26 protein-coding genes are annotated in these 23,650 nt (G+C 66.5%); 13 read left to right on the top strand and 13 right to left on the bottom strand.

Annotated elements, in window-relative coordinates; genetic code table 11:
* Position 1: 1 nt before the first annotated feature.
* Positions 2-772, top strand: a complete 771-nt coding sequence (locus ACSFBL_RS32225) for an ABC transporter permease (RefSeq protein ID WP_435519888.1) — start codon at positions 2-4, stop codon at positions 770-772.
* 71 nt (positions 773-843) lie between these two features.
* On the top strand, positions 844-1,158 hold the full coding sequence (locus ACSFBL_RS32220) for an EthD family reductase (RefSeq protein WP_435519887.1): 315 nt from the start codon (positions 844-846) through the stop codon (positions 1,156-1,158).
* A gap of 16 nt (positions 1,159-1,174) precedes the next feature.
* Here the strand turns inward: ACSFBL_RS32220 and ACSFBL_RS32215 are convergent, their stop codons facing one another.
* On the bottom strand, positions 1,175-1,573 hold the full coding sequence (locus ACSFBL_RS32215; protein ID WP_435519886.1) for an OsmC family protein: 399 nt from the start codon (positions 1,571-1,573) through the stop codon (positions 1,175-1,177).
* Between the two features lie 140 nt (positions 1,574-1,713).
* Entirely contained in the window at positions 1,714-2,757 is a 1,044-nt protein-coding gene (locus ACSFBL_RS32210; protein WP_435519885.1) for an aromatic ring-hydroxylating dioxygenase subunit alpha, read from the bottom strand.
* A gap of 325 nt (positions 2,758-3,082) precedes the next feature.
* Here ACSFBL_RS32210 and ACSFBL_RS32205 point away from each other — a divergent pair, with 325 nt between their 5' ends.
* The 7 genes from ACSFBL_RS32205 to ACSFBL_RS32175 all read left to right on the top strand — a co-directional run bounded on the left by ACSFBL_RS32205 (position 3,083) and on the right by ACSFBL_RS32175 (position 7,857).
* Entirely contained in the window at positions 3,083-4,111 is a 1,029-nt protein-coding gene (locus tag ACSFBL_RS32205) for an ABC transporter substrate-binding protein (protein WP_435519884.1), read from the top strand.
* On the top strand, positions 4,108-4,629 hold the full coding sequence (locus tag ACSFBL_RS32200; protein ID WP_435519883.1) for a nucleoside deaminase: 522 nt from the start codon (positions 4,108-4,110) through the stop codon (positions 4,627-4,629). Before ACSFBL_RS32205 ends, ACSFBL_RS32200 begins: the two co-directional genes overlap by 4 nt.
* Before the next feature lie 72 nt (positions 4,630-4,701).
* Entirely contained in the window at positions 4,702-5,049 is a 348-nt protein-coding gene (locus ACSFBL_RS32195) for a winged helix-turn-helix domain-containing protein (RefSeq protein ID WP_435519882.1), read from the top strand.
* A complete protein-coding gene (tsaA, locus tag ACSFBL_RS32190; protein WP_435519881.1) occupies positions 5,046-5,525 on the top strand; it encodes a tRNA (N6-threonylcarbamoyladenosine(37)-N6)-methyltransferase TrmO in 480 nt (159 codons plus the stop codon). Before ACSFBL_RS32195 ends, tsaA begins: the two co-directional genes overlap by 4 nt.
* Positions 5,526-5,629: 104 nt before the next feature.
* Positions 5,630-6,313: a molybdate ABC transporter permease subunit gene (gene modB / locus ACSFBL_RS32185; RefSeq protein WP_435519880.1), complete on the top strand. Its 684-nt coding sequence runs from the start codon at positions 5,630-5,632 to the stop codon at positions 6,311-6,313.
* Positions 6,314-6,331: 18 nt separating this feature from the next.
* Entirely contained in the window at positions 6,332-7,081 is a 750-nt protein-coding gene (modA, locus tag ACSFBL_RS32180) for a molybdate ABC transporter substrate-binding protein (protein WP_435519879.1), read from the top strand.
* Positions 7,078-7,857, top strand: a complete 780-nt coding sequence (locus tag ACSFBL_RS32175; RefSeq protein WP_435519878.1) for an ABC transporter ATP-binding protein — start codon at positions 7,078-7,080, stop codon at positions 7,855-7,857. The genes modA and ACSFBL_RS32175 overlap by 4 nt, the downstream gene beginning before the upstream one ends.
* A 26-nt stretch (positions 7,858-7,883) precedes the next feature.
* Here ACSFBL_RS32175 and ACSFBL_RS32170 read toward each other — a convergent pair whose 3' ends face one another.
* On the bottom strand, positions 7,884-8,093 hold the full coding sequence (locus ACSFBL_RS32170; protein ID WP_435519877.1) for a TOBE domain-containing protein: 210 nt from the start codon (positions 8,091-8,093) through the stop codon (positions 7,884-7,886).
* A 54-nt stretch (positions 8,094-8,147) separates the two neighbouring features.
* On the opposite strand from ACSFBL_RS32170, the gene ACSFBL_RS32165 reads away from it, so the two are divergent.
* Together ACSFBL_RS32165 and ACSFBL_RS32160 are read left to right on the top strand one after the other, a co-directional pair.
* A complete protein-coding gene (locus ACSFBL_RS32165) occupies positions 8,148-8,978 on the top strand; it encodes an urease accessory protein UreD (protein WP_435519876.1) in 831 nt (276 codons plus the stop codon).
* 21 nt (positions 8,979-8,999) lie between these two features.
* The gene (locus ACSFBL_RS32160) at positions 9,000-10,445 is read left to right on the top strand and encodes an MFS transporter (RefSeq protein WP_435519875.1); all 1,446 of its coding nucleotides are present in this window, start codon (positions 9,000-9,002) and stop codon (positions 10,443-10,445) included.
* 4 nt (positions 10,446-10,449) lie between these two features.
* Here the strand turns inward: ACSFBL_RS32160 and ACSFBL_RS32155 are convergent, their stop codons facing one another.
* Together ACSFBL_RS32155 and ACSFBL_RS32150 are read right to left on the bottom strand one after the other, a co-directional pair.
* Positions 10,450-11,394 carry a VTT domain-containing protein gene (locus tag ACSFBL_RS32155; RefSeq protein WP_435519874.1) on the bottom strand — a complete coding sequence of 315 codons (945 nt, stop codon included), beginning with the start codon at positions 11,392-11,394 and terminating at the stop codon, positions 10,450-10,452.
* Between the two features lie 114 nt (positions 11,395-11,508).
* Positions 11,509-12,729, bottom strand: a complete 1,221-nt coding sequence (locus tag ACSFBL_RS32150) for a YVTN family beta-propeller repeat protein (protein WP_435519873.1) — start codon at positions 12,727-12,729, stop codon at positions 11,509-11,511.
* Between the two features lie 146 nt (positions 12,730-12,875).
* Between ACSFBL_RS32150 and ACSFBL_RS32145 the strand changes: the two genes are divergently transcribed.
* Positions 12,876-13,451 (top strand): sigma-70 family RNA polymerase sigma factor, encoded by a 576-nt coding sequence (locus tag ACSFBL_RS32145; RefSeq protein WP_435519872.1) that lies wholly within the window; start codon positions 12,876-12,878, stop codon positions 13,449-13,451.
* Positions 13,438-14,118: an anti-sigma factor family protein gene (locus ACSFBL_RS32140; RefSeq protein ID WP_435519871.1), complete on the top strand. Its 681-nt coding sequence runs from the start codon at positions 13,438-13,440 to the stop codon at positions 14,116-14,118. Before ACSFBL_RS32145 ends, ACSFBL_RS32140 begins: the two co-directional genes overlap by 14 nt.
* Before the next feature lie 99 nt (positions 14,119-14,217).
* Here ACSFBL_RS32140 and urtE read toward each other — a convergent pair whose 3' ends face one another.
* From urtE to ppk2, 8 genes are all read right to left on the bottom strand, one after another.
* A complete protein-coding gene (gene urtE, locus ACSFBL_RS32135) occupies positions 14,218-14,910 on the bottom strand; it encodes an urea ABC transporter ATP-binding subunit UrtE (protein ID WP_435519870.1) in 693 nt (230 codons plus the stop codon).
* A 453-nt stretch (positions 14,911-15,363) separates the two neighbouring features.
* Positions 15,364-16,239 (bottom strand): urea ABC transporter ATP-binding protein UrtD, encoded by an 876-nt coding sequence (gene urtD / locus ACSFBL_RS32130; protein ID WP_435519869.1) that lies wholly within the window; start codon positions 16,237-16,239, stop codon positions 15,364-15,366.
* Positions 16,236-17,453, bottom strand: coding sequence for an urea ABC transporter permease subunit UrtC (urtC, locus tag ACSFBL_RS32125; protein ID WP_435519868.1), 1,218 nt, complete (start codon positions 17,451-17,453; stop codon positions 16,236-16,238). Before urtC ends, urtD begins: the two co-directional genes overlap by 4 nt.
* Positions 17,450-18,997 (bottom strand): urea ABC transporter permease subunit UrtB, encoded by a 1,548-nt coding sequence (gene urtB / locus ACSFBL_RS32120; RefSeq protein WP_435519867.1) that lies wholly within the window; start codon positions 18,995-18,997, stop codon positions 17,450-17,452. The genes urtC and urtB overlap by 4 nt, the downstream gene beginning before the upstream one ends.
* A gap of 151 nt (positions 18,998-19,148) precedes the next feature.
* Complete coding sequence (gene urtA / locus ACSFBL_RS32115) at positions 19,149-20,417, bottom strand: urea ABC transporter substrate-binding protein (protein WP_435519866.1); 1,269 nt, start codon at positions 20,415-20,417, stop codon at positions 19,149-19,151.
* A gap of 242 nt (positions 20,418-20,659) precedes the next feature.
* Positions 20,660-21,511 carry a lipase family protein gene (locus ACSFBL_RS32110; protein WP_435519865.1) on the bottom strand — a complete coding sequence of 284 codons (852 nt, stop codon included), beginning with the start codon at positions 21,509-21,511 and terminating at the stop codon, positions 20,660-20,662.
* A 26-nt stretch (positions 21,512-21,537) separates the two neighbouring features.
* Positions 21,538-22,581 carry an extracellular catalytic domain type 1 short-chain-length polyhydroxyalkanoate depolymerase gene (locus ACSFBL_RS32105; RefSeq protein ID WP_435519864.1) on the bottom strand — a complete coding sequence of 348 codons (1,044 nt, stop codon included), beginning with the start codon at positions 22,579-22,581 and terminating at the stop codon, positions 21,538-21,540.
* Positions 22,582-22,673: 92 nt separating this feature from the next.
* Positions 22,674-23,591, bottom strand: a complete 918-nt coding sequence (gene ppk2 / locus ACSFBL_RS32100; protein ID WP_435519863.1) for a polyphosphate kinase 2 — start codon at positions 23,589-23,591, stop codon at positions 22,674-22,676.
* Positions 23,592-23,650: the final 59 nt, after the last annotated feature.

Below are 23,650 nucleotides of genomic sequence, written 5' to 3'. Positions count from 1 at the left end.
CATGAAGAACAACAAGCAATTCGAACGCTGGTCGCCGTGGCTGCTGCTGGTGGCGGTCATCGTCTTCTGGCAGATCATCTGCTCGGCCTTCGGTGTGTCGGAGTTCATCTTTCCGAGCCCGTGGCGCATCTGGACGCAGTTCTGGGAGTTCAAGGAAATCATCGCAGGTCATGCCTGGCGTACTTTCTGGGTGACGATGGCGGGCTTCGGCATCGCGATCGTGGTCGGCGTGCTGCTGGGCTTCGTGATCGGCAGTTCGCGGCTCGCGTATGCGGCGGTCTACCCGCTGATGACGGCTTTCAACGCGCTGCCCAAGGCGGCCTTCGTGCCGATCCTGGTGGTGTGGTTCGGCATCGGCATCGGGCCGGCGATCCTGACGGCATTCCTCATCAGCTTCTTCCCGATCATGGTCAACATCGCGACCGGCCTCGCGACGTTGGAGCCTGAACTGGAAGACGTGCTGCGCGTGCTCGGCGCCAAGCGATGGGACGTGCTGATCAAGATCGGCCTGCCGCGCTCGATGCCCTACTTCTACGGCTCGCTCAAGGTGGCGATCACGCTCGCCTTCGTCGGCACCACGGTGTCGGAGATGACGGCCTCCAACGAGGGCATCGGCTACCTGCTCATCTCGGCCGGTTCCTCGATGCAGATGGGCCTGGCCTTCGCAGGCCTGATGGTGGTGGGCGCGATGGCGATGGGCATGTACGAACTCTTCAGCGCCGTCGAGAAGCACACGACCGGCTGGGCCCACCGCGGTTCGCAGAACGAGTAACAGCCGGTCGCGCGCCCTTGTCTCCCGCGGCGGGTTCTCCTATGCTCGCGATCCCGCCAAGGAGACAAGACATGATCAAGGTCAGTGTGATGTACCCCAACACGCCCGGAGCGCGCTTCGATCACGTGTACTACCGCGACAAGCACATGCCGCTGCTGAAAGCCAGGATGGGCGACGCGTGCAAGTCCTACACGGTCGACAAGGGACTTGCCGGCGGAGAGCCCGGCTCACCGGCGACCTACGTCGGCATGTGCCACATCTACTGCGACTCGGTGGAATCCTTCCAGGCCGGCTTCGGGCCGCACGCGAAGGAGATCCTGGGCGATATCCCGAACTACACCGACCTCCAGCCGGTGATCCAGATCAGCGAAGTGGTGGTCGGCTGAGCGTTACGTCGGCGACTCAGACCAGCACGGTCTCGATCTCCGTCTTCACTTCCGTCATCAAGCGGTGCAGCGGGCACTTGCCCGCCACCCGCAGCAACTCGGCGCGCTGCTCGTCGCTGAGCGGCCCCGTCACGCGCAATGAGGTATTGAGGCGGTAGGTGCCCTTGCGCTCCTCGCTGTCGTCGCGATTCACGACGACTTCGATCTCCTCGACCGGAATGCCCTTGCGCTGCGCATAGACCAGCACGGTCAGCGCCTTGCACGCACCCAGCGACGAATCGTAGAGATCGTGCGGCGACGGTCCCGCGTCCTTGCCGCCCGCCTCCGGCGAGGCATCGACCGGGATCTCGTGTGCGCGGACCTTGACGGTGTGTCGCGTGCCGGTGATGCCGTCGCGCCGTACGGAAATGCTCATGGAAGTCTCCTGATGATCATCCCGGATGGTAGCCCCGCCAGATAGCAGAAACCCCGCGGAACCGGCTCCGCCGGTCCGCCGGGGTTGCCCCCGGAAGGGGGTGCCCGAGCCACACGAAGTGGGCGAGGCTGGGGGCGATCTCAATGATGCACTTCAGCCTCACCATGCTTCGCGAGCAATTGCATCAGATGCTTGCGAATCAGCATGCCCGGCCGGTCGGACTCCATCGAATACTCGACGCCGCGCCGGCGCGTGTCGACCAGCGCATCCGGGTCGGTGGATTCGAGGATGTCCTTGTCCTCGCGCGTGATCTCCTCGTCGAAGTCGATCAGCATCTGCGCCGCGCAGTCGGCCTCGGTGTCGTTGCGGAACAGCCATTGGCACAACTGCATGCGGCCGTCGTCGATGGGCGTGAAGCAGTTGATGATGATGTGGCGGATGCCCGAGGGGTATTCGATGTCGAGCCGGCGCGAGAACGGCAGGAAGTAGGCGTTGCGCATGTGGCGCGTGGTGATCGGGTCGGTCACGCCGCTGATTGCATGGAACTTCACCGGGTTGACCGCTTCGATCACGGTTTCGGCGTAGAAGCCGGTCTCGTTCTCGACCAGTTCGTACTTGCTGGGCTTGGGGCTTGCCGCGACGCCGAAGGTCGCGCGGTGCACGAAGCTGAAGTGCGAGTTGTCGAAGGAGTTCTCCAGCGCGCGCATCGGGCTGGTCTGCCACTCCTCGTAGAACTGGTGGATGGTGCGATAGGCCGGATCGGCGAACTCGGGGATCTCCGGGATATCGACGATGGGTTCGTCGAGCGCCACCCACGCATAGCCGTAGCGTGCGGTGCAGTGATAGGCGGTGGTCTTGTAGTCGGGCGAGATCTTGCGGTCAGGCTCGTACTGCGGGATGCGGATCACCTGGCCGCTGCGGTCGTAGGTCCAGCCGTGGTAGCCGCACTGGATTGCGCCCTGACCACAGGCCTTGCCCTCGCCGTCGACGCACCAGCCCTTCGAGAGCCGGGCGGTGCGATGGCAGCAGCGATCGCGCAACGCGGCAGGCTGGCCGTCGGCATCGAGGAACAGAACGATGTTCTCGCCGAGCAGCGTGAAAGGCTTGGGGCCCTGCTGCAGATCGGCCAGGGGCATGACGGCATGCCAGAACTTGCGGAAGATGGGCTGTTGCGTGACGAGCATGAAAAAGACTCCTTCGGTTGTGCGTGGGGACGACCATGAAAGAGCAATTTCCCGTCGACGGACGCCGACTGAACGCTTCTACTCTGCGCAAGTGGGGATGCAAGTTGCGCGCCTGGATTGTCCCGCCATGCCGACGCGCGAGGCAAGCAGCGTCCGCGCATCTCCGAGCAATTCACCTTGGCATGCGTCGTGCATGAACGATGGCAAGAGTAGAAGCGTTCAGCAGCGCACGCACCGCATCAGTGCGCCGCCCGGAAATTGCTCTTGAAGTGCCCGGCCTTGGTGGCGGGCTTCAAGACCCACGACATTCCGGAGATCACTTTCCATGCAACGCCGTACCTTCCTCGCTGCTGGCGCCGCCTGCGCCGCCGCCCTCGCCGCCCCCAGCGTCTTCGCGCAGGGTAGCAAGCTCATCCCGCTCAAGTTCACGCTCGACTTCCGCGTCAACGGACAGACCGCGCCCTTCTTCCTTGCCGAGAGCAAGGGCTACTACAAGGATGAGGGGCTGGATGTCACGATCGACACCGGCGCAGGCTCCGTGGCCTCGATCACGCGCATCGCCAGCGGCGTCTACCAACTCGGCCTGGGCGACATCAGCTCGCTGGTCGAATTCAACGCGCAGAACCCGGGCACCCCGGTGGTGCAGGCGGTCTACCAGTACTACAACCGCGCGCCTTTCGTGATCATCGGCCGCAAGGACCGCGGCGTCACCGGCGACTTCAGGAGCCTGCAGGGCAAGAAGGTTGCCGCTGCCGCTGTGGAGTCGACGCGCCGCGCCTGGCCCATGGTGGCGCGCAAGCAGGGCATGAAGCCCGACGCCCTCCAGTGGCAGACCACCGACTTCAGCGCGCGCGACAACGTGATGGTGCGCGGCGACGTCGATGCCGCCACCTACTTCCACGACTCGGCGGTGTCGCTCTTCGCGCGCATGAAGGCGGACGAACTCTCGGTACTCAAGTACGCGGACGCGGGCGTCAACCTCTATGGCAACGCGATCCTCGCGAGCAGCAACCTGATCGCGCAGAACCCCAAGGCCGTGGCCGCCTTCCTGCGCGCGACCAATCGCGCCATCGTCGAGACCTTTGCCAATCCGGCGCCCAGCATTGCCGCGATGCGGCAACGCGAACCCATCCTGGACCCCAAGGTCGAACTCGACCGCTGGGCCATCACCGCGCAGTACGTGGGTGCCGCCGACACGAAGGCGCACGGACTGGGCGACATCCGCAAGCTCACGCTCGAACAGCAGGTCGACGAGGTGGCCGAAGTCTTCGGCCTGAAGACGAAGCCGTCGGCGGACGCGATTTTCAACAGCTCGCTGCTGCCCGCGCGCAGCGAACGTAGCATCAAGGCATGAGCGCACTTCCCCAAGACACCTTTCCCCCGGAAACCCGACTCGACGAGCGCGACGGCCGCTATCTCCGCAAGGCGATCGTCTGGTCGCATGCCGGGCGACGCCGCGGCAACCGTCCCTTCGGCGCCGTGATCGTCTCGGCCACCGGCGAGGTCCTGGCGGAGGCCTACTGCAACACGGCGGAAACCGGCGACGTCACCGGCCACGCCGAGACCAACGCGGTGCGCATGCTGGCCGACCGCAAGGTGTCGCGCGAGGCGCTGGCGGGCGCGACCCTCTATTCATCGGGCGAGCCCTGCGTGATGTGCGCGGGCGCCATCTTCTGGTCGAACATCGGCCGCGTGGTGTTCGGCATCGATGCCGAGCGGCTGCGCGTCTTCCGCGGCGAGCGCGGCGACCAGCGGGACGCCGAGCTGTCGTGTCGCGACGTGTTCCGCGCATCGCCGCATCCGATCGAATGCATCGGCCCCGCGCTGATCGACGAGGCCGGCGCGGCACACGTGGGGGCGTGGAAGACCTGAGGCGCTCGCACGCGGGATTCCCGGCGGGATCGTTTAACCTCCCTGCGTTGAACACCTGAACACTTGCCCGGCATGAAATCCAAAGTGCAGTTCCGCCTTCGCATCTACCGCGACGAGAGCATTGCCATCGGCCCCGGCAAGATCGCGCTGCTCGAAGCCATCGCGGAGACCGGCTCGATCTCCGCGGCCGGCCGCCAACTCGGGATGTCGTACCGGCGGGCCTGGATGCTCGTCGACGAGATGAACAAGGCGCTGAGTTCGCCCGCGGTGAGCACGGCCGCCGGCGGCTCGCACGGCGGCGGCACCGCGCTCACGCAGGTGGGCGAGCAGATCGTCATGCACTACCGGGCGATCGAGAGCACCGCCCGGGTCACCGCTGCGGCGGACATCACGGCGCTGACGCGCCTGCTGGCCCAATGACCATCGCCTGCCGCCCCATCGGCGTGGTGCACAGCCGCTTCACCGACACCGTCGGCATGCCGATCCAGACGGCGGGCGCCCCCGACGAGCCCGGTCGGGTCGAGGTCTTCGCCGAGTTCGCGGCCGGCCTCCGGGACATCGAGGGTTTCGACTACCTGATCCTGCTGACCCACATGCACCGCTGCGGGAAGGAACTGCTGGAAGTGGTCCCTTTCCTCGACACCGAATCGCACGGCGTCTTCGCCACCCGGGCACCCGCGCGGCCCAACCGGATCGGCCTGTCGATCGTGCGGCTCGAATCCGTCGAGGGCCGCATGCTTCATTTCACCGGCAACGACATGATCGACCAGACGCCGGTGCTGGACATCAAGCCCTACGTGCCGCGCTTCGACGTGCGGAGCACCGAGCGCGTGGGCTGGTTCGCATCCCGCCTCGATCAGTTGCCGCAGGTTCGATCCGACGACCGGATGGGCTGAACGGGCGTCTTGGCTCGATGGACGGACCGCTGTATTCGCGCTGGCATGGGTCGGAGGAGGCCCTCTCCGTGCGAGACCGTGTGTAACAATTGCGTCATTCCCAAATGAACACGACGATGTCGCTTCTTTCCTCGATGGACTGGTCGCCCCTCGTCCTGTCGATCAAGGTCGCCGCCTTCGCCACCGTGCTGGCGCTGGTGACCGGCGTGATGCTGGGCTGGCTGTTTGCTCGCAGGCAGTTCCCCGGCTCGACGGTGCTGGAGTCGCTGTTCATGCTGCCGCTGGTGCTGCCGCCGACGGTCATCGGCTACGCCATCCTCGTGGCCGCCGGGCGCCGCAGCCCGCTGGGCGGCTGGCTGCGCGAGCACTTCGACTACACCATCATCTTCAGCTGGCACGGCGCGGTCGTGGCATCGGCCGTGGTCGCGTTGCCGCTGGTCCTGAAGTCCGCGAGTGCGGCCTTCCAGGGTGTCGACCGCTCGCTGGAGGCGGCGGCCAGCACCTTGCGCCAGTCGCCCTTTTCGGTCTTCCTCCGCGTGACCTTGCCACTGGCGTGGCCGGGCATCCTGGCCGGCACCCTGCTGGCATTTGCGCGCGCGATGGGCGAATTCGGTGCTTCCCTGATGGTGGCGGGCTCGATTCCCAAGCAGACCCAGACCCTGTCCATGGCGATCTACGACGCCGCCCAGGCCGGCAACGACGACCTGGCGCTGGTCCTGGTGATCGTGACCTCGCTGCTTTCCATGACCGTGCTGGTTCTGTCGAACCGGTTCTTCTCTCTTCGTTGATCTCCAAGGAGCCGCATCATGCGCATGTCCCGTCTCGCTGCCATCGTCCTCGCACTCGCTCTTCCCTTGGGCGCCGCGGCGCAGCAGCTCACCGTGTCCGCCGCCGCGAGCCTGACCGATGCGTTCAAGGAACTGGGCACGAAGTTCGAGGCGAGCAAGCCCGGCGCGACGGTGCGCTTCAACTTCGCCGCATCCGGCGTGCTGCTGCAGCAGATCAGCCAGGGCGCACCGGTCGATGTCTTCGCCAGCGCCGACCAGGAAACGATGAACCGCGCCGCGGAGCAGAAGCTCATCGACACGGCCACGCGCAAGGACTTCGTCACCAACAGCCTCGTGCTGGTCGAGCCCGCCAAGGACGGCCCGGGCCTGAAGAGCCTGCAGGACCTGACGGGACCCGCGGTCAAGAAGATCGCTGTCGGCAAGACGGCGACGGTGCCCGTGGGTCGATACACCAAGGAAGTGCTCGAAAGCGCCAATCTCTGGACCGTGCTCGAACCCAAGTTCGTCCAGGCCGACAGCGTGCGCCAGGTGCTCGACTACGTCAGCCGCGGCGAGGCCGAGGCCGGCTTCGTGTACCGCACGGACGCGGCCATCGTGGGCGACAAGGTGAAAGTGGTGCTCACGCCTTCGGGCCACACGCCCGTGACCTATCCGATCGCCGTCGTCGCCGAAAGCAAGGAAAAGGCGCTGGCCCGCGACTTCATCGCCTTCCTCTCCACCGACGCGGCACAGCAGACGCTGGCCCGCTTCGGCTTTGGCAAGCCGTGATCGATGTCGACATCGAGCTGACGGTCATCGACGGTGCGCGTCGCTTCGACCTCGCGACGCGATTTGCGAGCGATGTGCCTTTCGCGGCACTCTACGGCCCGTCCGGCTCAGGCAAGTCGCTGACTTTCCAGGCGATCGCGGGCCTTCTTCATCCCAACCGGGGCCGCGTTCAGCTCGACGGCCGCACGCTGTTCGATTCCGCGCAGCGCATCGACGTGCCGGCGGCCGGGCGCCGCATCGGCTATCTGTTCCAGAACTACGCACTGTTTCCGCATCTCTCGGTCCGCGAGAACGTCGCGTTCGGGCTGACGTCGTGGCGTCATCGGCGCCTGTCCAGCGAGGACAGCGAGCGGGTCGATGCCCTGCTCGACGGCTTCGACCTCGTCGCCATGGCCGACAGCCGGCCGCGCAACCTCTCCGGCGGCCAGCAACAGCGCGTGGCGCTCGCCCGCGCCCTCGCCTGCCGTCCGCAAGTGCTGCTGCTGGACGAGCCCTTTGCAGCGCTCAATCCGATGTTGCGCAGCAGCGTGCGCGAAGACCTCGCCCGGATGCGCCGCGAATGGAACATCCCCGTGCTCATGATCACGCACGACATCGACGACGTCCTCGAACTGGCCGACATCGCCTTCGTCTACCAGAACGGGCAGGTCGTCCGGGAAGTGAACCTGCACGATGGGACCAGCCGGGAACTCATGGCGCAAAAACTCGGGGTGTCGTCCTTGAAGGAAGACACCCCGCTGCGCGGCAAATTGCGCCGCCTGCTCAAGGGCGAATAGAAGCGCCCCGTCAAAGACCGGCTGCGCTAGTCCGTACCGACCATCACGCTCGAAGCCTTGATGACCGCGAAGGCCTTGCCGCCTTCGGTCAGGTTGAGCGATTGCGCGGAGCTGCTCGTGATGGTCGACACCACCTGGACGCCGGGTGCGATCTCCAGCGTCACCTCCGTGGTGACAGGGCCCCGGACGATCGAGACAACCTTGCCGGGGAGAACGTTGCGCGCGCTGATCTTCATGTCGAACCTCGGTTGAAAAACGCGCAGTGTAGTCCGAGTGCCTACACTCGCGCCATGCCATGGCACGCGCGACTCGACCTCGATTACCAGCTTGAACAACAACGCAGCGTGGCGCGCTTTCGCCACGACGGCCCGCTTCGCATCCTGCAAAGCCTCTACCCGGAAGGCGATGGGGTGTGCCACAACGTACTGGTCCATCCGCCGGGCGGGCTGGTCGGTGGCGACACGCTGGACATCCGCGTGCATGCCAAGGGCGGCAGCCACGGACTGATCACCACCCCGGGCGCAAGCCGCTTCTACCGCTCCGACGGCGAACTGGCGCTGCAACGCACCGAGCTGACCGTCGAAGCAGGCGCTCGCCTCGAATGGCTGCCGCTCGAAGCGATCTGCTTCAGCGGCTGCCGCGCGGAGAACCGACTGACCCTGCGCGTCGCCGAAGGCGCGGAGCTGATCGGCTGGGACGTGACGGCGCTCGGCCTGCCCAACGCCGGCAAACCTTTCGAAAGCGGCACGCTGCAGCAGCATATCGAGGCACCTGGCGTGTGGCTGGAGCGCGGGCGGATCGATGCCGCGGACCGACGCCTCCTGCAAAGCCCCATCGGTTTCGGCGGCCATCGTTGCATCGCGTCGCTCTTCTTCGTCGCGGGCACGCCGGTCGCGCGCGCACGCCGCGATGCCGCGCTCGAGATCGCGCGCTCGCTGGTCGACGGACATGCCTTGCAGGAGAGCGCCGGCGTGACCAGCCCGCATGCCGAGATCGTCGTCCTGCGTGCACTGGCACCGCTGGTCGAGCCCGCCATGCAGTTGCTGCGCCAGGTGTGGATGGCGTGGCGCTCCGAGTTGTGGAGGCTGCCGGCGCAGGCGCCGCGGATCTGGTCGATGTAGACCGCCTGAACGGGCCCTCCAGTGAGCTTCACGCACACCGACATTCCGGCCCGCCTCGACCGCCTGCCGTGGTCGCGATGGCACTGGCGCGTGGTGATCGCCCTCGGCGTGGCTTGGGTGCTCGACGGGCTGGAGGTGACGCTGGTCGGCTCCATCGGCGGCGTGCTCGAACGGCCCGACACGCTGGGGCTCAGTGCGGCGCAGATCGGCTGGTCGGGTTCGCTCTACATCGGCGGCGCGGTCGTCGGCGCCCTGGTCTTCGGCCGCCTCGCGGACCGGCTCGGGCGGAAGAAGCTCTTTCTCGTCACGCTGGCCGTCTATGCGATGGCCACGCTGGCCACGGCCTTCTCGCCCAATTTCGCCTTCTTCGCGCTGTGCCGCTTCGCGACGGGGCTCGGCATCGGCGGGGAGTACGCGGCCATCAACTCCGCCATCGACGAACTGATTCCCGCACGGGTGCGAGGCCGGGTGAACCTCGCCATCAACGGCAGCTTCTGGATCGGCGCCGCCCTCGGCGCGGGAATGAGCCTCTGGCTGCTTGATCCCCGCGTGCTGGGGCCGGTCTGGGGCTGGCGCGCGGGCTTTGGCCTCGGGGCGATGCTGGCGGTGGCGATCCTGCTCGTGCGGCGCGATGTGCCCGAAAGCCCCCGCTGGTTGATCGCGCACGGCCGCGCGGACGAGGCGGAGCGCATCGTGCAGCGCATCGAAGCGAAGGTGAGCGCGCAGCACGGCACGCTGCCGGTTGCCGTCGGCCGTGTCGGCTTCGGCGGCCGCGCCAGCCCCGGCTGGCGCGAGGTGGCGCAGGTGCTTTTCCGTCGCTACCCGCAGCGCAGCATGGTCGCGCTCGCGCTCATGATCTCGCAGGCCTTCTTCTACAACGCGATCTTCTTCACCTACGCGCTGGTGCTGACGCGTTTCCACGGCGTGCCCGAAGGCAGGGTCGCGCTCTACATCTTTCCGTTCGCGCTCGGCAACGTGCTGGGGCCGCTGTTGCTGGGTCCGCTCTTCGACCGTGTCGGCCGGCGCCGGATGATCGCGCTGACCTATGTGCTGTCGGGCGTGGGCCTCGCATTGACCGGATGGGCCTTCATGGAGGGCTGGCTCGATGCGCGCAGCCAGGCGCTGTGCTGGTCGGCCGTGTTCTTCCTCGCGTCGGCGGCGGCGAGTTCGGCCTACCTCACCGTCAGCGAGGTGTTTCCGCTCGAGATGCGCGCGATCGCGATCTCGATCTTCTATGCGGTGGGCACCGGCGCGGGCGGCTTCGTGGCCCCGGTGCTGTTCGGCGCATTGATCGAGACCGGCAGCCGTGGCGCGGTCGCCGCCGGCTATGCGATCGGCGCGGCGCTGGTCATCGTGGCGGGCTTGCTTGCGTTGCGCTATGCGGTGAATGCCGAGCGCAAGCCGCTGGAAGAAGTGGCCCCGCCGCTCGGCTCCGAGGCGGACGAAGCGCCGGCCGGGCTTCGCTGAACGCTCAATGCTGCGTGGTCGGGTGCCCCGCCTCGACCCACGCTTCGAGCCCGCCCAGCAGCGGCCGCGCGCGGGTCAGGCCCCTTGCCGCGAGCGCTTGCGCAGCCAGCGCGGCCGAGACTTCATTGGGGCAACTGCAGTACAGGACGATCTCGCGGTCCGCGCCGTCGAAGGGCAGTTCGCCTCGCCGCTGCTGGATCTCCTTGAGCGTCACCGGCAATGCGCCGGGAATACGTCGCGGGTCGACCTGCACGCCCGCGTCGCCGCGCACGTCGATGACGATGGGCGGCGGCTTGCCACCCATCAGCGTGCGAAGCTCGCCGACCGTGACGCGCGGCATGCCTGTGAGCCGCAAGAAAGCCCTCCGCCGCAGGTAGCGCACGATCAGCATCACGGCCAGCACCAGCACCAGCACCACGGTCGCCAGCGTGCCTGCGTCCGCGATGACTTCCAGCACGGCCTGGATCTCGTCGCGGAACAGCCAGCCCAGCCCCAGGAACACGATCACCCACAACAAGGCGCCCGCCACCTCGAAGGCCAGGAAGCGCAGCGACGACATGCCGAGCGCACCCGCCATCGGCGGCGCCACCACCGACACCCCCGGCACGAACTTGGCCGCCACGAGCGACAGGCCGCCCCAGCGGCCGATCAGCGTCTCGCTGCTCCGCACGCAGGAATCGGGCGAGATCGAGATCTTGCACAGCAGCCGCATGAACCGGTAGCCATAGGTACGTCCGGCGTAGAACCAGACGGCGTCGCCCAGCACGTTCGCCAGCACGGCCGCGGCCACCAGCGAGAGCAGCAGCGCAGGATCCGCGATGGCGGCCAGGCCACCGGCGACCACCAGCACCGGGGATGCCGGCACTGGCAAGCCGACGCGTGCCGCGAAGGTCACGAGGAACACCACGAGGATCGCGTGGCTGACCATGAGCAGCATCAGTTGCTGCACGCTGCGCTCCCGGTCGGAGTTGGACGGCGAAGAGTCGGGCGCTGCGGCATGGAATCTCTCGGGCGATGGAAACCTCCGAGCGTAGCGCTTGCCGCCGCGCCCTGCAGCGAAAGCTCAATGCACGGCGCCGACCGTGACCTTGGCAGTCATGTAGGAATGCACCGCGCAGACGTAGTCGTACACGCCCGGCTTTGAAAAAGTGCGCCTGAACGACTGGCCCGGCAGCATCAGGTCCATGCCCGGTGCGCCATCCGCGAAGGCGATGCCGTGCGGCGCGCCGTCGTTGTTGGTCCAGGTCACGCTCTGGCCGGCGGCGATCGCGAGGTCGACCGGCGCGAAGGCGAAGTTGTCGATCGACACCTTCGCCTCGGCGCCCGTCCCCGGACGATGCTGGACGGCCACCTTGCGCGGCGCGTTGCCCACCGGAATCGTCACGGCCGGCCCGCCCGCCAGGTCGACCACGGTGACGTCGTTCGAGCCTTCGTTCGTCACCAGCACCTTCTTGTGGTCCGGCAGGACGTCCACCCAGTGCGGCTGCTTGCCCACCGCGACGCTGCCGGATGCGGCACGCGTCGCCGGGTCGAACATCATGAGTTCTCCCGGCCCCTGCACCACGACCACGCCCGCGTTCGTGCCGGTGAAGTGATGCGCGACGTGGGGCGAGACACCGGTGGGAATTTGGCCAACCAGCTGGTTCGACGCGGGGTCGAACACCTGCACCGCGCTCACGCCGGCCAGCGTCACGTAGAGCGCCTTGCCATCGGGGCCGAATTCGAGGTCGCGCGGCGTCTTCTCGACCGGCACGCTGGCGGCCACCGCCCGGCTCGGAAGGTCGATCACCACCAGGGCGAAGTTGCCCGGCGCCTGCGAGGAAACGTAGGCCTGCCTGCCGTCCGGCCGGATCGCGATGGTGTGCGGCTTCGGCACCGGTACCGTCGCCTGCACCGTGCGGGTGGCCGTGTCGACGATGGCCACGCGGTCGTCGCCGTTCACGGCCACCAGCAGCCAGCGGCCGTCGGGCGTGATCGCCAGGCCCTGCGGCCCCTTGCCGACCTCGACGGTGGCCGTGACCTTGTCGGTCGCCGTGTCGATCACGCTGAGGCTCGATGCGCTCGCCCCGCTGACGAAGACCTGGGCATCGTCGCGCGAGACGGCGATGCCGTCCGGCCCCGCGGCCACCGGCACCGTGGCGACCACGCGCGCGGCGGCCGTGTCGATCACGCTGACCGTGTTGTCCTTGAAATTCCCGACATAGGCTTTGGGACCGGCGGCCCAGGCCGGCGAGGCGAGGCAAAGCGCCGCCAGAGCGGGCGCAAGAATCGAATGCAGCTTCATGGGCAGACTCCCGGATGGATGGAGAAGGAACAGAATCGCCATCACGCATGACGCGACGTGCGGTCCGCGTATTCCCGATCGAACGAAAAAAATCGATTCACGGAATAAACGAGGCCGGCCGCCCGTCATGCAGGGAAGGGAATCCGTTGACCGACCGCACCCGTCGATTCGAGGCCGTCGCCTTGCCGCACCTGCCCGCCGCGTACAACCTCGCGCGCTGGCTGCTGCGCGACGACCAGCAGGCCGAGGACGCCGTGCAGGAAGCCTGTCTGCGCGCGTTTCGCTTCTTCGACGACCTGCGCGGCGAGGACGCCCGCCCCTGGCTGCTGGGCATCGTGCGCAACGCCTGCTACGACTGGATGCGCCAGCACCGCCACCTGGCGGACCAGGTGGAATTCGACGAATTGCGCGACAGCGGCACCGTCGAGCCCGGCATCGGATCGACCCCTCCGGACGGCGGCGACCCTGCCGCGCTATGGGAACAACGTGCCCGCGGCCAGCGCATCGACGCGGCGATCGACGCGCTGGCACCGGCTTTTCGGGAGGTGATCGTCTTGCGTGAACTCGAAGACATGTCGTACGAGGACATCGCGCGCATTGCCGGCGTTCCCATCGGGACGGTCATGTCGCGCCTCTCGCGCGCCCGCGCACTGCTGCGTGCCGCGCTGCGTGCGGAGGCGCCGCGCGGGCAGGCGGAAGGAAAGCGTGATGCAGGCACCTGACGACGACGAACTCGGTCTCCTGATCCGGCGCGAAGCCACGCGGCACGCGCCGCCGCCCGCGCTGGCCGAGCGCATCCTCGCCGACCTGCGCAACGCCGACGTGCGCGAACCAGTTCGCCCGCCGAGGCGCGCCCCGCCATGGCGCTGGCTGCAGGCGATCGCGCTGTTCGGCGCCGGCGCAGCCACGGCCTGGGGTCTCGCGCTGACCCTGCTGGTGCTGCCCGCGCAGGATCTCCTGAGCGAGTCCGTGACCGACAGCCACGTCCGCTCGTTGATGGGATCTCACCTCACCGACGTGCTGTCAACCGACAGGCACACGGTCAAGCCCTGGTTCGCCGGCAAGCTGGATTTCTCGCCCCCCGTGGTCGACCTCGCCGCGGAGGGCCTGCCGCTGGTCGGCGCGCGGCTCGACTACATCGACGGCCGGCCGGTGGCCGCGCTGGTCTACCAGGCGGGCCAGCACGTCATCAACCTGTTCGTGTGGCCGGCAACGACGGAGAAGGCGTTGGCGCCGCGAGCGCTGACCAGGCGCGGCTACAACATCGTGCACTGGACCGGCGGCGGCATGCAGGCCTGGGCCGTGTCGGACCTGAACCCGGCGGAGTTGCAGGCCTTCGCCACACTGGCGCGCGAGCGGATGACCGCAACAGACCCCCCATCACGCTGATTCGACCAGGAATACCGCGGAACCGGCTCTGCCGGGCCGCTGGTATTGCCCCCGGCAGGGGGTAGGCGGCCACACGAAGTGGGCAAGCCTGGGGGCGAGCTAGATCGCCACGAGCTGGCGCACGCCCTGGGCTTCCATGTCCTTGCCGAGGCCGCGCGCGATCACTTCGCCGCGCTCCATCACCAGATAGTCGTCCGCGAGCTCCTGCGCGAAGTCGTAGTACTGCTCGCAAAGCACGATCGCCATGTCCCCGCGATCGGCCAGCATTCGGATCACTCGGCCGATGTCCTTGATGATGCTGGGCTGGATGCCTTCGGTCGGCTCGTCCAGGATCAGCAGCTTGGGCTTGGGCGCCAACGCGCGTGCGATGGCCAGTTGCTGCTGCTGGCCGCCGGACAGGTCGCCTCCGCGGCGGTTGAGCATCTGCTTGAGCACCGGGAACAACTCGTAGAGCTCGGGCGGGATCGGGGTGCTGCCGGACTTGTAGGCGAGGCCCATGCGCAGGTTTTCCTCGACCGTGAGGCGCGCGAAGATCTCGCGGCCTTGCGGGACGAAGCCCATGCCGGAGCGGGCTCTTTCGTAGGGCGTCTTCTTCTGGATCGAGGCGCCGTCGAACTCGATGGTGCCGCTCTTGATGGGGACCAGGCCCATGAGGGACTTGAGCAAGGTGGTCTTGCCGACGCCGTTGCGGCCCAACAGGACGGTGACCTTGCCCAGGCGGGCTTCGAAGCTGACGTCTCGGAGGATGTGGGAGCCGCCGTAGTACTGGTGGATGTTTTTTACGGTGAGCATTTGGAGCTCCCTTCTTTTTTGAGGGTGGGGGCCGGGTCTCGCCCCGGCGGGCGACTCACTTTCTTTTGCTTCGCCAAAAGAAAGTAAGCAAAGAAAAGGCGACCCTGCTGTGGGCGTCCCTCCGCTTCGCTACGGGCAACCTGCGGTGCTCGCTTTTCGCGGGGTACGCGACATGGCGCGTACTTGTGGTTTTCGGTATCCGTTTTGGGGTCCCCTCTGTGCGTGCCGAGGAGCGCAGCTTCAGGCGGAAAAAGGGCCGCGCGTGTTTGAGCGCAGCGAGTTTGCGCGGACCCCGCCTGAAGCGAGCACCGCAGGTTGCCCGTAGCGAAGCGAAGGGACACGCACAGCGGGGTCGCCTTTTCTTTGCTTACTTTTCTTTGGCGAGACAAAGAAAAGTAAGTCGCCCGCCGGGGCGAGTCCCGGCCAGCAACCTCCCCTTCAACCAGACAGTTGCTACCGCCCAAGATAAACCTCGATCACCCGCTCGTCAGCCTGCACTTCGTCGAGCGTGCCCTGCGCCAGCACAGACCCATCACAAAGCACAGTAACGATCTCCGAGATAGTCCGAATGAAGCTCATGTCATGCTCCACCACCATCAGCGAATGCTTCCCCTTCAACGTCAGAAACAACTCCGCAGTCCGCGCCGTCTCTTCATCCGTCATCCCCGCCACAGGCTCGTCCAGCAGCAGCAGCTTCGGATCCTGCATCAGCAACATCCCGATCTCCAGCCACTGCTTCTGCCCATGGCTGAGATTGCCCGCCAGCCGCAGCACGCTGCCTTCCAGATGAATCGTGTGCAGCACCTCCGCCAGCCGATCGCACTGCGCCGAATCGAGCTTGAAGAGCATCGACGCCTTCACGCCCTTGTCGGTCTTGAGCGCCAGTTCGAGGTTCTCGAACACGGTGAGATGCTCGAACACCGTCGGCTTCTGGAACTTGCGCCCGATGCCGAGCTGGGCGATCTCGGCTTCCTTGTGGCGCAGCAGATCGATGGTGCTGCCGAAGAACACGGTGCCTTCGTCGGGACGGGTCTTTCCGGTGATGATGTCCATCATCGTGGTCTTGCCCGCGCCGTTGGGGCCGATGATGCAGCGCAGCTCGCCCGGCGCGATGTCGAGCGAGAGCTTGTTGATGGCCTTGAAGCCGTCGAAGCTCACGCTCACGTCTTCGAGGTACAGGATGCGGCCATGCGTGATGTCGACCTCGCCGGAGGTCATGGGGCGGCCATAGCCCGCCGCGCGGCCGCCCGATTCGGTCTGCAGCGCGTGGTCGAAGGCAATGTGCCTGGCGACGCGCTCGACGCCGGCATCCATCAGGTCGGGGGTCATGCGCGTGCTCCCTTCGGTTCGACCGCCAGTGGCGGTGTCAGCGCGGCAGGCTCGACGCCCTGCTCCGCCGCCATCGCGCGCTGCGCCTCGCGGCGGCCTTCGCTCGGCGCCGCCTTTTCCCTTGATGCCCACTTCTTCACCAGCCCGACGATCCCGTTCGGCAGGAACAGCGTGACGGCAATGAACAACGCGCCCAGGAAGTACAGCCAGTATTCGGGATAGGCCACGGTGAGCCAGCTTTTCGCGCCATTGACGATGAAGGCGCCGATGATCGGCCCGATCAGCGTCGCGCGGCCGCCGACGGCCGCCCAGATCGCAATCTCGATCGAGTTGGCCGCGCTCATCTCGCCGGGGTTGATGATGCCGACCTGCGGCACGTAGAGCGCACCGGCCACGCCGCACATGATGGCCGAGATGACCCAGATCGTGAGCTTGTAGCCGAGCGGGTTGTAGCCCGAGAACATCACGCGCGACTCGGCGTCGCGGATGGCCTGGAGCACGCGGCCGAACTTGCTGCCGATCAGCCACTTCGAGAACAGGAAGAAGCCGAGCAGCGTCAGGCCGGTGAGCACGAAGAGCGTCATCCGCATCTCCTGCGTCGCGACCGGAATGCCCAGGATGCGCTTGAAGTCGGTGAAGCCGTTGTTGCCGCCAAAGCCGGTCTCGTTGCGGAAGAAGAGCAGCATCGCGGCGAAGGTCATCGCCTGCGTGATGATCGAGAAGTACACGCCCTTGATGCGCGAGCGGAAGGCGAAGAAGCCGAACACGAAGGCGATCAGGCCCGGCACCGCGACGATCAGGATCAGCGTGGCGATGAAGCTGTCGCTGAGCGACCAGTGCCAGGGCAGCGTCTTCCAGTCGAGGAACACCATGAAGTCCGGCAGGTCGCTCTTGTAGTTGCCGTCGCGGCCGATCTGGCGCATGAGGTACATGCCCATCATGTAGCCGCCCAGCGCGAAGAACAGGCCGTGTCCCAGCGAGAGGATGCCGGTGTAGCCCCAGATCAGGTCCATCGCCAGCGCGCAGATCGCGTAGCACATGATCTTGCCGACCAGCGCGACGGCGTAGTCGCTCATGTGCAGCGCGCTGCCCGTGGGCACCACCATGTTGAGTACCGGCGCCAATGCGCACACGACGATCAGCGCGACGAAGAAAACGGTCCAGCCCTTGCCGCTGAGCAGCGGGCCTTTGGAAGGAAGTTGGACTTTGCTCATGCCTCTGCACTCCGGCCCTTCATGGCAAATATCCCTTGTGGCCGCTTCTGGATGAAGATGATGATGAAGACCAGCACCGCGATCTTCGCGAGCACCGCGCCGGCCCAGCCTTCGATGAACTTGTTCAGGATGCCCAGGCCCATGGCCGCGTACACCGTGCCGGCGAGCTGGCCGACGCCGCCCATCACGACCACCATGAACGAGTCGACGATGTAGCTCTGCCCGAGGTCGGGTCCGACGTTGCCGATCTGCGAGAGCGCGCAGCCCGCAAGCCCCGCGATGCCGGAGCCGAGCGCGAAGGCATAGGTATCGATGCGGGCAGTATTGACGCCCATGCACGAGGCGATCGGCCTGTTCTGCGTGACGCCGCGCACGAAGAGCCCGAGCCGCGTCCGACCGATCAGCCATCCCATCGCGAGCAGCACCAGCCCCGCGAAGATGATGATGCAGATGCGGTTCCACGGCAGCGTCACGTTGCTCAGCATGGTGAAGCCGCCGCTCATCCACGCCGGGTTCTCGACCCCGACGTTCTGCGCACCGAAGAGCGAACGAACCAGTTGCTGCAGCATGAGGCTGATACCCCAGGTGGCGAGCAAAGTCTCGAGCGGACGCCCGTAGAGGAAGCGGATCACCCCGCGTTCGAGCACCGCCCCGACCAGCGCCGAGGTCAGGAAAGCCACCGGAATTGCAGCGACCAGGTACCAGCCGAAGGCAGACTCCGGAAAGTAGCGCTGGAAGATGCCCTGCATCACGTAGGTCGCATAGGCGCCGATCATCATCAGCTCGCCATGCGCCATGTTGATCACGCCCATCAGCCCGTAGGTGATCGCGAGGCCCAGCGCGGCAAGAAGCAGCACCGAGCCAAGGCTGATGCCGCTGAAGATCGCATTGATGCGATCGCCCCAGACCAGCGAGCCGTCGATGCTGCTGATCGAAGAGACGATCGCCGCCTTGACATCCGCCTCGGTCTCGTCGGCAAGCCGCTGGTTGAGCAGCAGCTTCGTCTCCGGGCTCCGGCTCTCGCCCAGTTCCTTGGCCGCCACGAGCCGCTTGCCCTTGTCCTGACTGCTCAGCATGCTCGCCGCACGCACCAGTTCGAGCTGCGCCTTGATCTTCGGATTCGTCTCGGCAGCCAGCGCCTTCTCGACCAGCGGCAGCCGCGATTCGTCGGGCTCCTTGAACAGTGCCAGCGCCGCTTCGGAGCGCGCCGCATCGTCCTTGCTGGTGAGCTTGAGCGCAGCCTGCGCCGCATCGAGCGCACCGCGCATCATGTTGTTGTTGACCACGTCCTGCGCGTCGTCCGGCAGCTTCTGCTCAGTACCGGTGACCGGATCGAACGCCTTGTCATCCTTGATGACAAACACCTTGTCCTCGGTGAACTTGACCGCGTCATCCGACATCGCCTGGATGAATGCCGCCGTCTTCTCGTCAGCCGTCGCAACGGCCTTGTTCAGCGCCGCAATGCGCTCCTCCGACTCGCCCGAAGCGATAGCCTTCGCCTCCTCAGCGGTCAGCGCATGGGCAGAAACGCCCATCAACACCATGACCGCAACAACCGCCGATAAAGAGATAAGGCGCATAAAACAATCACCACGTTCCAGTTTCCAGAAACACCGCGGGCCGGCTCAGCCGGCCCGCAGGTGTTGCCCCCTGAAAGGGGGTGCCCGAGCCACACGAAGTGGGCGAGGCTGGGGGTTAGAGCGACTTTCCGGCAGGCTGGTCAGGCTTCTTGTCGTTGCCCTCGATATACGGGCTCCACGGCTTGGCCTTGACCGGACCCGGCGTCTTCCACACCACGTTGAACTGGCCGTCGGCCTTGATCTCGCCGATGAACACGCTCTTGTGCAGGTGGTGGTTCTTCTCGTCCATCTTCGAGACGATGCCCGAAGGTGCGTTGAAGGTCTGGCCGGCCATCGCCGCGATCACCTTGTCGGTGTCCGTGCTCTTGGCCTTCTCGACTGCCTGCTTCCACATGTGGATGCCGATCCAGGTGGCTTCCATCGGGTCGTTGGTCAGCGGCTTGTCCTTGTGGCCGGCGATGTTCTTCGCCTTGGCGTAGTCGCTCCATTGCTTGATGAACGCCGTGTTGGTCGGGTTCTTGATGCTCATGAAGTAGTTCCACGCGGCCAGGTGGCCGACCAGCGGCTTGGTGTCCACGCCGCGCAGCTCTTCCTCACCCACCGAGAAGGCCACCACCGGCACATCCTTGGCCTTCAGGCCGGCGTTGCCGAGTTCCTTGTAGAAGGGCACGTTGGAGTCGCCGTTGATGGTCGACACCACCGCCGTCTTGCCGCCGGCCGAGAACTTCTTGATGTCGGCGACGATGGTCTGGTAGTCGCTGTGGCCGAAGGGGGTGTACTTCTCGTCGATGTCCTTGTCCGCCACGCCCTTGCTCTTCAAGTAGGCGCGCAGGATCTTATTGGTGGTGCGCGGATAGACGTAGTCGGTGCCCAGCAGCACCCAGCGCTTCGCGCCGCCGCCTTCCTTGCTCATCAGGTAGTCGACCGCGGGGATGGCTTGCTGGTTGGGCGCGGCACCCGTGTAGAAGACGTTCTTGCTGAGTTCCTCACCCTCGTACTGCACGGGGTAGAACAGCAGGCCGTTCATTTCCTCGACCACCGGCAGCACCGACTTGCGCGACACCGAGGTCCAGCAGCCGAAGATCACGGCGACCTTGTCCTGGCCGAGCAACTGCTTGGTCTTCTCGGCGAAGAGCGGCCAGTTGGAAGCCGGGTCGACCACCACGGGCTCGAGCTTCTTGCCGAGCACGCCGCCTTTGGCGTTGATGTCGTCGATGGCCATGAGCACCGTGTCCTTCAACACGGTCTCCGAGATCGCCATCGTGCCGGACAGCGAGTGCAGCACGCCGACCTTGATGGTGTCCTGCGCGAACGCGGGTGCGGCGGAGAGGCCCGCCAGGGCGACGGCGGCGGTGAGCGCCTTGAGGGTGAAACGACGTTGCATGATGCGACCTTCTCCTGTTTGTGAACGATGGAGAGGAGTCTGCGGAAGAGGTCCGGGAGCGGAAATACGCCGGGTGGCGTACGAGCTTGGCGCGCCACGACCATCCTGGGTTTCACAGCCAATGCGCCCTGCATCCGCCTTGCACGCGGCTCGAACCGTGCGTCGGCGAGACCGGTCGTGTTCTCAAAATTGCTTCAAATGCAGCAAAACTGAGAACAACTTGAACGTCGATCCAGGGCGGTTCACCCAAAAAACGCCCGCGCATAGTTGATCGGCGCATGGTCCGCCAACTCGCGCAGCAATACCGCACCCGGCTTCCACGCATGCTCGGTCGCGTATCTGGCGCGCCCCTGGATGCGGTCGGCCTCGATCATCGGCGGCGCCGGATCGTCGACACACGCGCCATCCAGGCAGGTGATGTAGGTCACCGCCCCCGCATGCGCGTAGAACGACAAGGCTGGCGGCAATTGCGTCACCACGTCGCACCCGTCCACGAGGCGAACGATGTTCGTATCGGCCAGCACGGTGACGAATTCGGCATCGCCGACGCGTGGTGATCCGAGCGTGACGAGCAGGTCCGGCCGCAACACGGTTGCCGTCAGCGTGGCCAGCGCCGCGCCCAGGCTGTGGCCGGCGAGGATGAGCCGGCTTCGCTGGATGCCTACGCCCGCCAGCCAGTCGTGCAACTGGGGCATGACGTCGCGTGCGGCCTTGGCGAAGCCGGCGTGCGCGCGGCCACCGCTTTCGCTCCACACGCACTGTTGCGCCTGGAGACTGGTCGCCAGGTGGCGTATCTCGTCGGGTTGCGTGCCGCGAAAGGCAATCAACGCGCTGTGATCGCCCGCATGCACGGTGCCGAATGCAAAGATGGCGCCGTCCACGAACAGCGTAGGAGGTCCGAAGCCGGCGTTGGCCAGCGCTCCTGTCAGTCGCTGCTTCTCCGCCTCGGAACCCTCGGCGCGGTAGTACGCCAGCCGGGCCGCCTCGATGGCCCATTGCGTGGGTGTGTGGTTGCGCCCCTGCTCGAACAGCGTGTCGTGCCGCTCGGGCGAATAGAGCGCGGTCCGGCTGGCGTCGTAGGAGATGGTGGGCATGGGCTGGCGCGCCTCGCGCATCCGATCTACTGCTGCGCCTCGGCCAGCCGGAACTGGCGCGCCGCGAACGACCACACGATCCGCGTCGCGTCCGGGCCCGCCGCGTCGGTGAAGAGCATGCTGGCCACGCCCCCGCTCCACGCGTGCCCAAGGCCTGCGATCTCGCATAGCGTGACCAAGGTGCTCCCACGACGGGTGTAGTCGGTGATGCGCATGGGATGGCGCTTGCCGCGTTGCCGCAGCCGGGGTTCTCCGACCCTTGCGCCGGTGGCCACGGCCCAGACCTCGGCGGTGCTGACGGCATTGCTGGCCGAGACCACCGTATCGGCGTCACCATGAAGGATCAGCAGCGGCGGCAACGTCGTGAACGCCGCTGCCGCGCCGATGGCCTTGCCGACTGCCGTCGCCGGCATCGGCGGCACGTGCTGCCCGCGCATGGCACCCAGCGCCGTGGCCGGCGATTTGGCGGCCCCGGGCGCCACGCCGGAGTGCATGGCCAGCGCCTTGAAGCGCTGCGGATAGCGCGTGGCCAGCAAGGCCGCCATGCTGGCGCCGGCCGAAAGACCGGCGAGCGCGACCCGTTCGCGGTCCACGGGGTAGAGCGCCTGGGCCTGGTCGATGGCCACCATCAGCGTCGCGGCTTCGGCGTCGGCCTTGCCCGAGCGGCGGTCGTACCAGTTCCAGCAACCCTGCGCATTGGCGAGACGGTCCTGCTCGGGATAGAGCACCAGGAAGCGCTCGCGCGCCGCAAGGCGGTTCATGCGGGTGCTGACGGCAAAATCCCGCCCCGTCTGGCCGCAGCCGTGGAGCATGACCATCAGTGGCAGCTTTTCGCCGGGCTGGAGGTGGAGCTCGGGCGGACGGTACAGGTGATAGCGCCGTGCGCCGGCCGGGCCCAGCGCCACGCCCGGCAGCCAGTCGCCCTTGCCCGGCGGCGGCTTGAGTTGCTTGGCCGCCGCGCGCCGGACCTGAATGGCAATGCGCTTGCTGCTGCTCAGCGTGGCCTTGGTGAGCGCCTTGAGGTTGCGCTGGTAGGCAAGCGTGATCGGGGAAATGAGACGTCGGGGCATCGAGGAGCAGGGGTCGGTCGACGCACGGTAGCAGCTTCGACCGCGTCTTTCCACCCGGTCGAACGGCCGGCCGGGCAGCCCCCGCTCGCGCGTCAGTACACCTCGGGCACGTACATCTCGGCGGGAACCGGGTGGCGCAGGTAGTCCGAGTTGCGCACGCGGGCCGGGAGCGTGATCGGCGCGTGTTCGATCTCGTTGTAGGGCAGCTGGCCGAGCAGGTGCGTGATGCAGTTCAGGCGCGCCTTCTTCTTGTCGACCGCCTGCACGACCCACCACGGCGCCTCGGGGATGTGCGTGCGGTCGAGCATGGTCTCCTTCGCCTTGGTGTATTCCTCCCAGCGGCGGCGCGATTCCAGGTCCATCGGGCTCAGTTTCCACTGCTTCAGCGGGTCGTGAATACGGCCCAGGAAGCGCATGTGCTGCTCCTCGTCGGTGATGGAGAACCAGTACTTGATGAGCTTGATGCCCGAGCGCACGAGCATCCGCTCGAAGTCCGGCACCGTCCTGAAGAACTCCTCGTATTCGTCGTCCGTGCAGAAGCCCATCACGTGCTCGACACCCGCGCGGTTGTACCAGCTGCGGTCGAACAGCACGATCTCGCCGGCGGCCGGCAGGTGCGCCACATAGCGCTGGAAGTACCACTGGGTGCGTTCGCGATCATTGGGCGCCGGGAGGGCTGCGACCCGGGCCACGCGCGGGTTGAGCCGCTGGGTGATGCGCTTGATCACCCCGCCCTTGCCCGCCGCATCGCGGCCCTCGAACAGGATCACGACCTTCTGCTTGCTGTGCTGCACCCAGTCCTGCAGCTTGACCAGCTCGCCCTGCAGGCGGAACAGCTCCTTGAAATAGGCCTGTCGACCGGCCTTGTCGGCGATCTTTCCCGATTCGAGTTCCTCCAGGTTGCGGTCCTCGAGTTCGAGTTCGATTTCCTCGTCATAGCTGTCGACGAGGTCGCGCGCGATGCGCTCCATCAGGTCGTCGTGGTCGCCGAAGGTGCTGGGCAGCGTCATGGTCGTCTCTGAAGGCAAGGGAAAACCGCATCCTGGGGCCCTGGCGTGACCGTTATGTG

Origin of the sequence: Variovorax glacialis, assembly GCF_051216375.1 — a bacterium.
Taxonomy (GTDB): domain Bacteria; phylum Pseudomonadota; class Gammaproteobacteria; order Burkholderiales; family Burkholderiaceae_C; genus Variovorax.
This window is presented reverse-complemented; position numbering and strand designations above follow the sequence as displayed.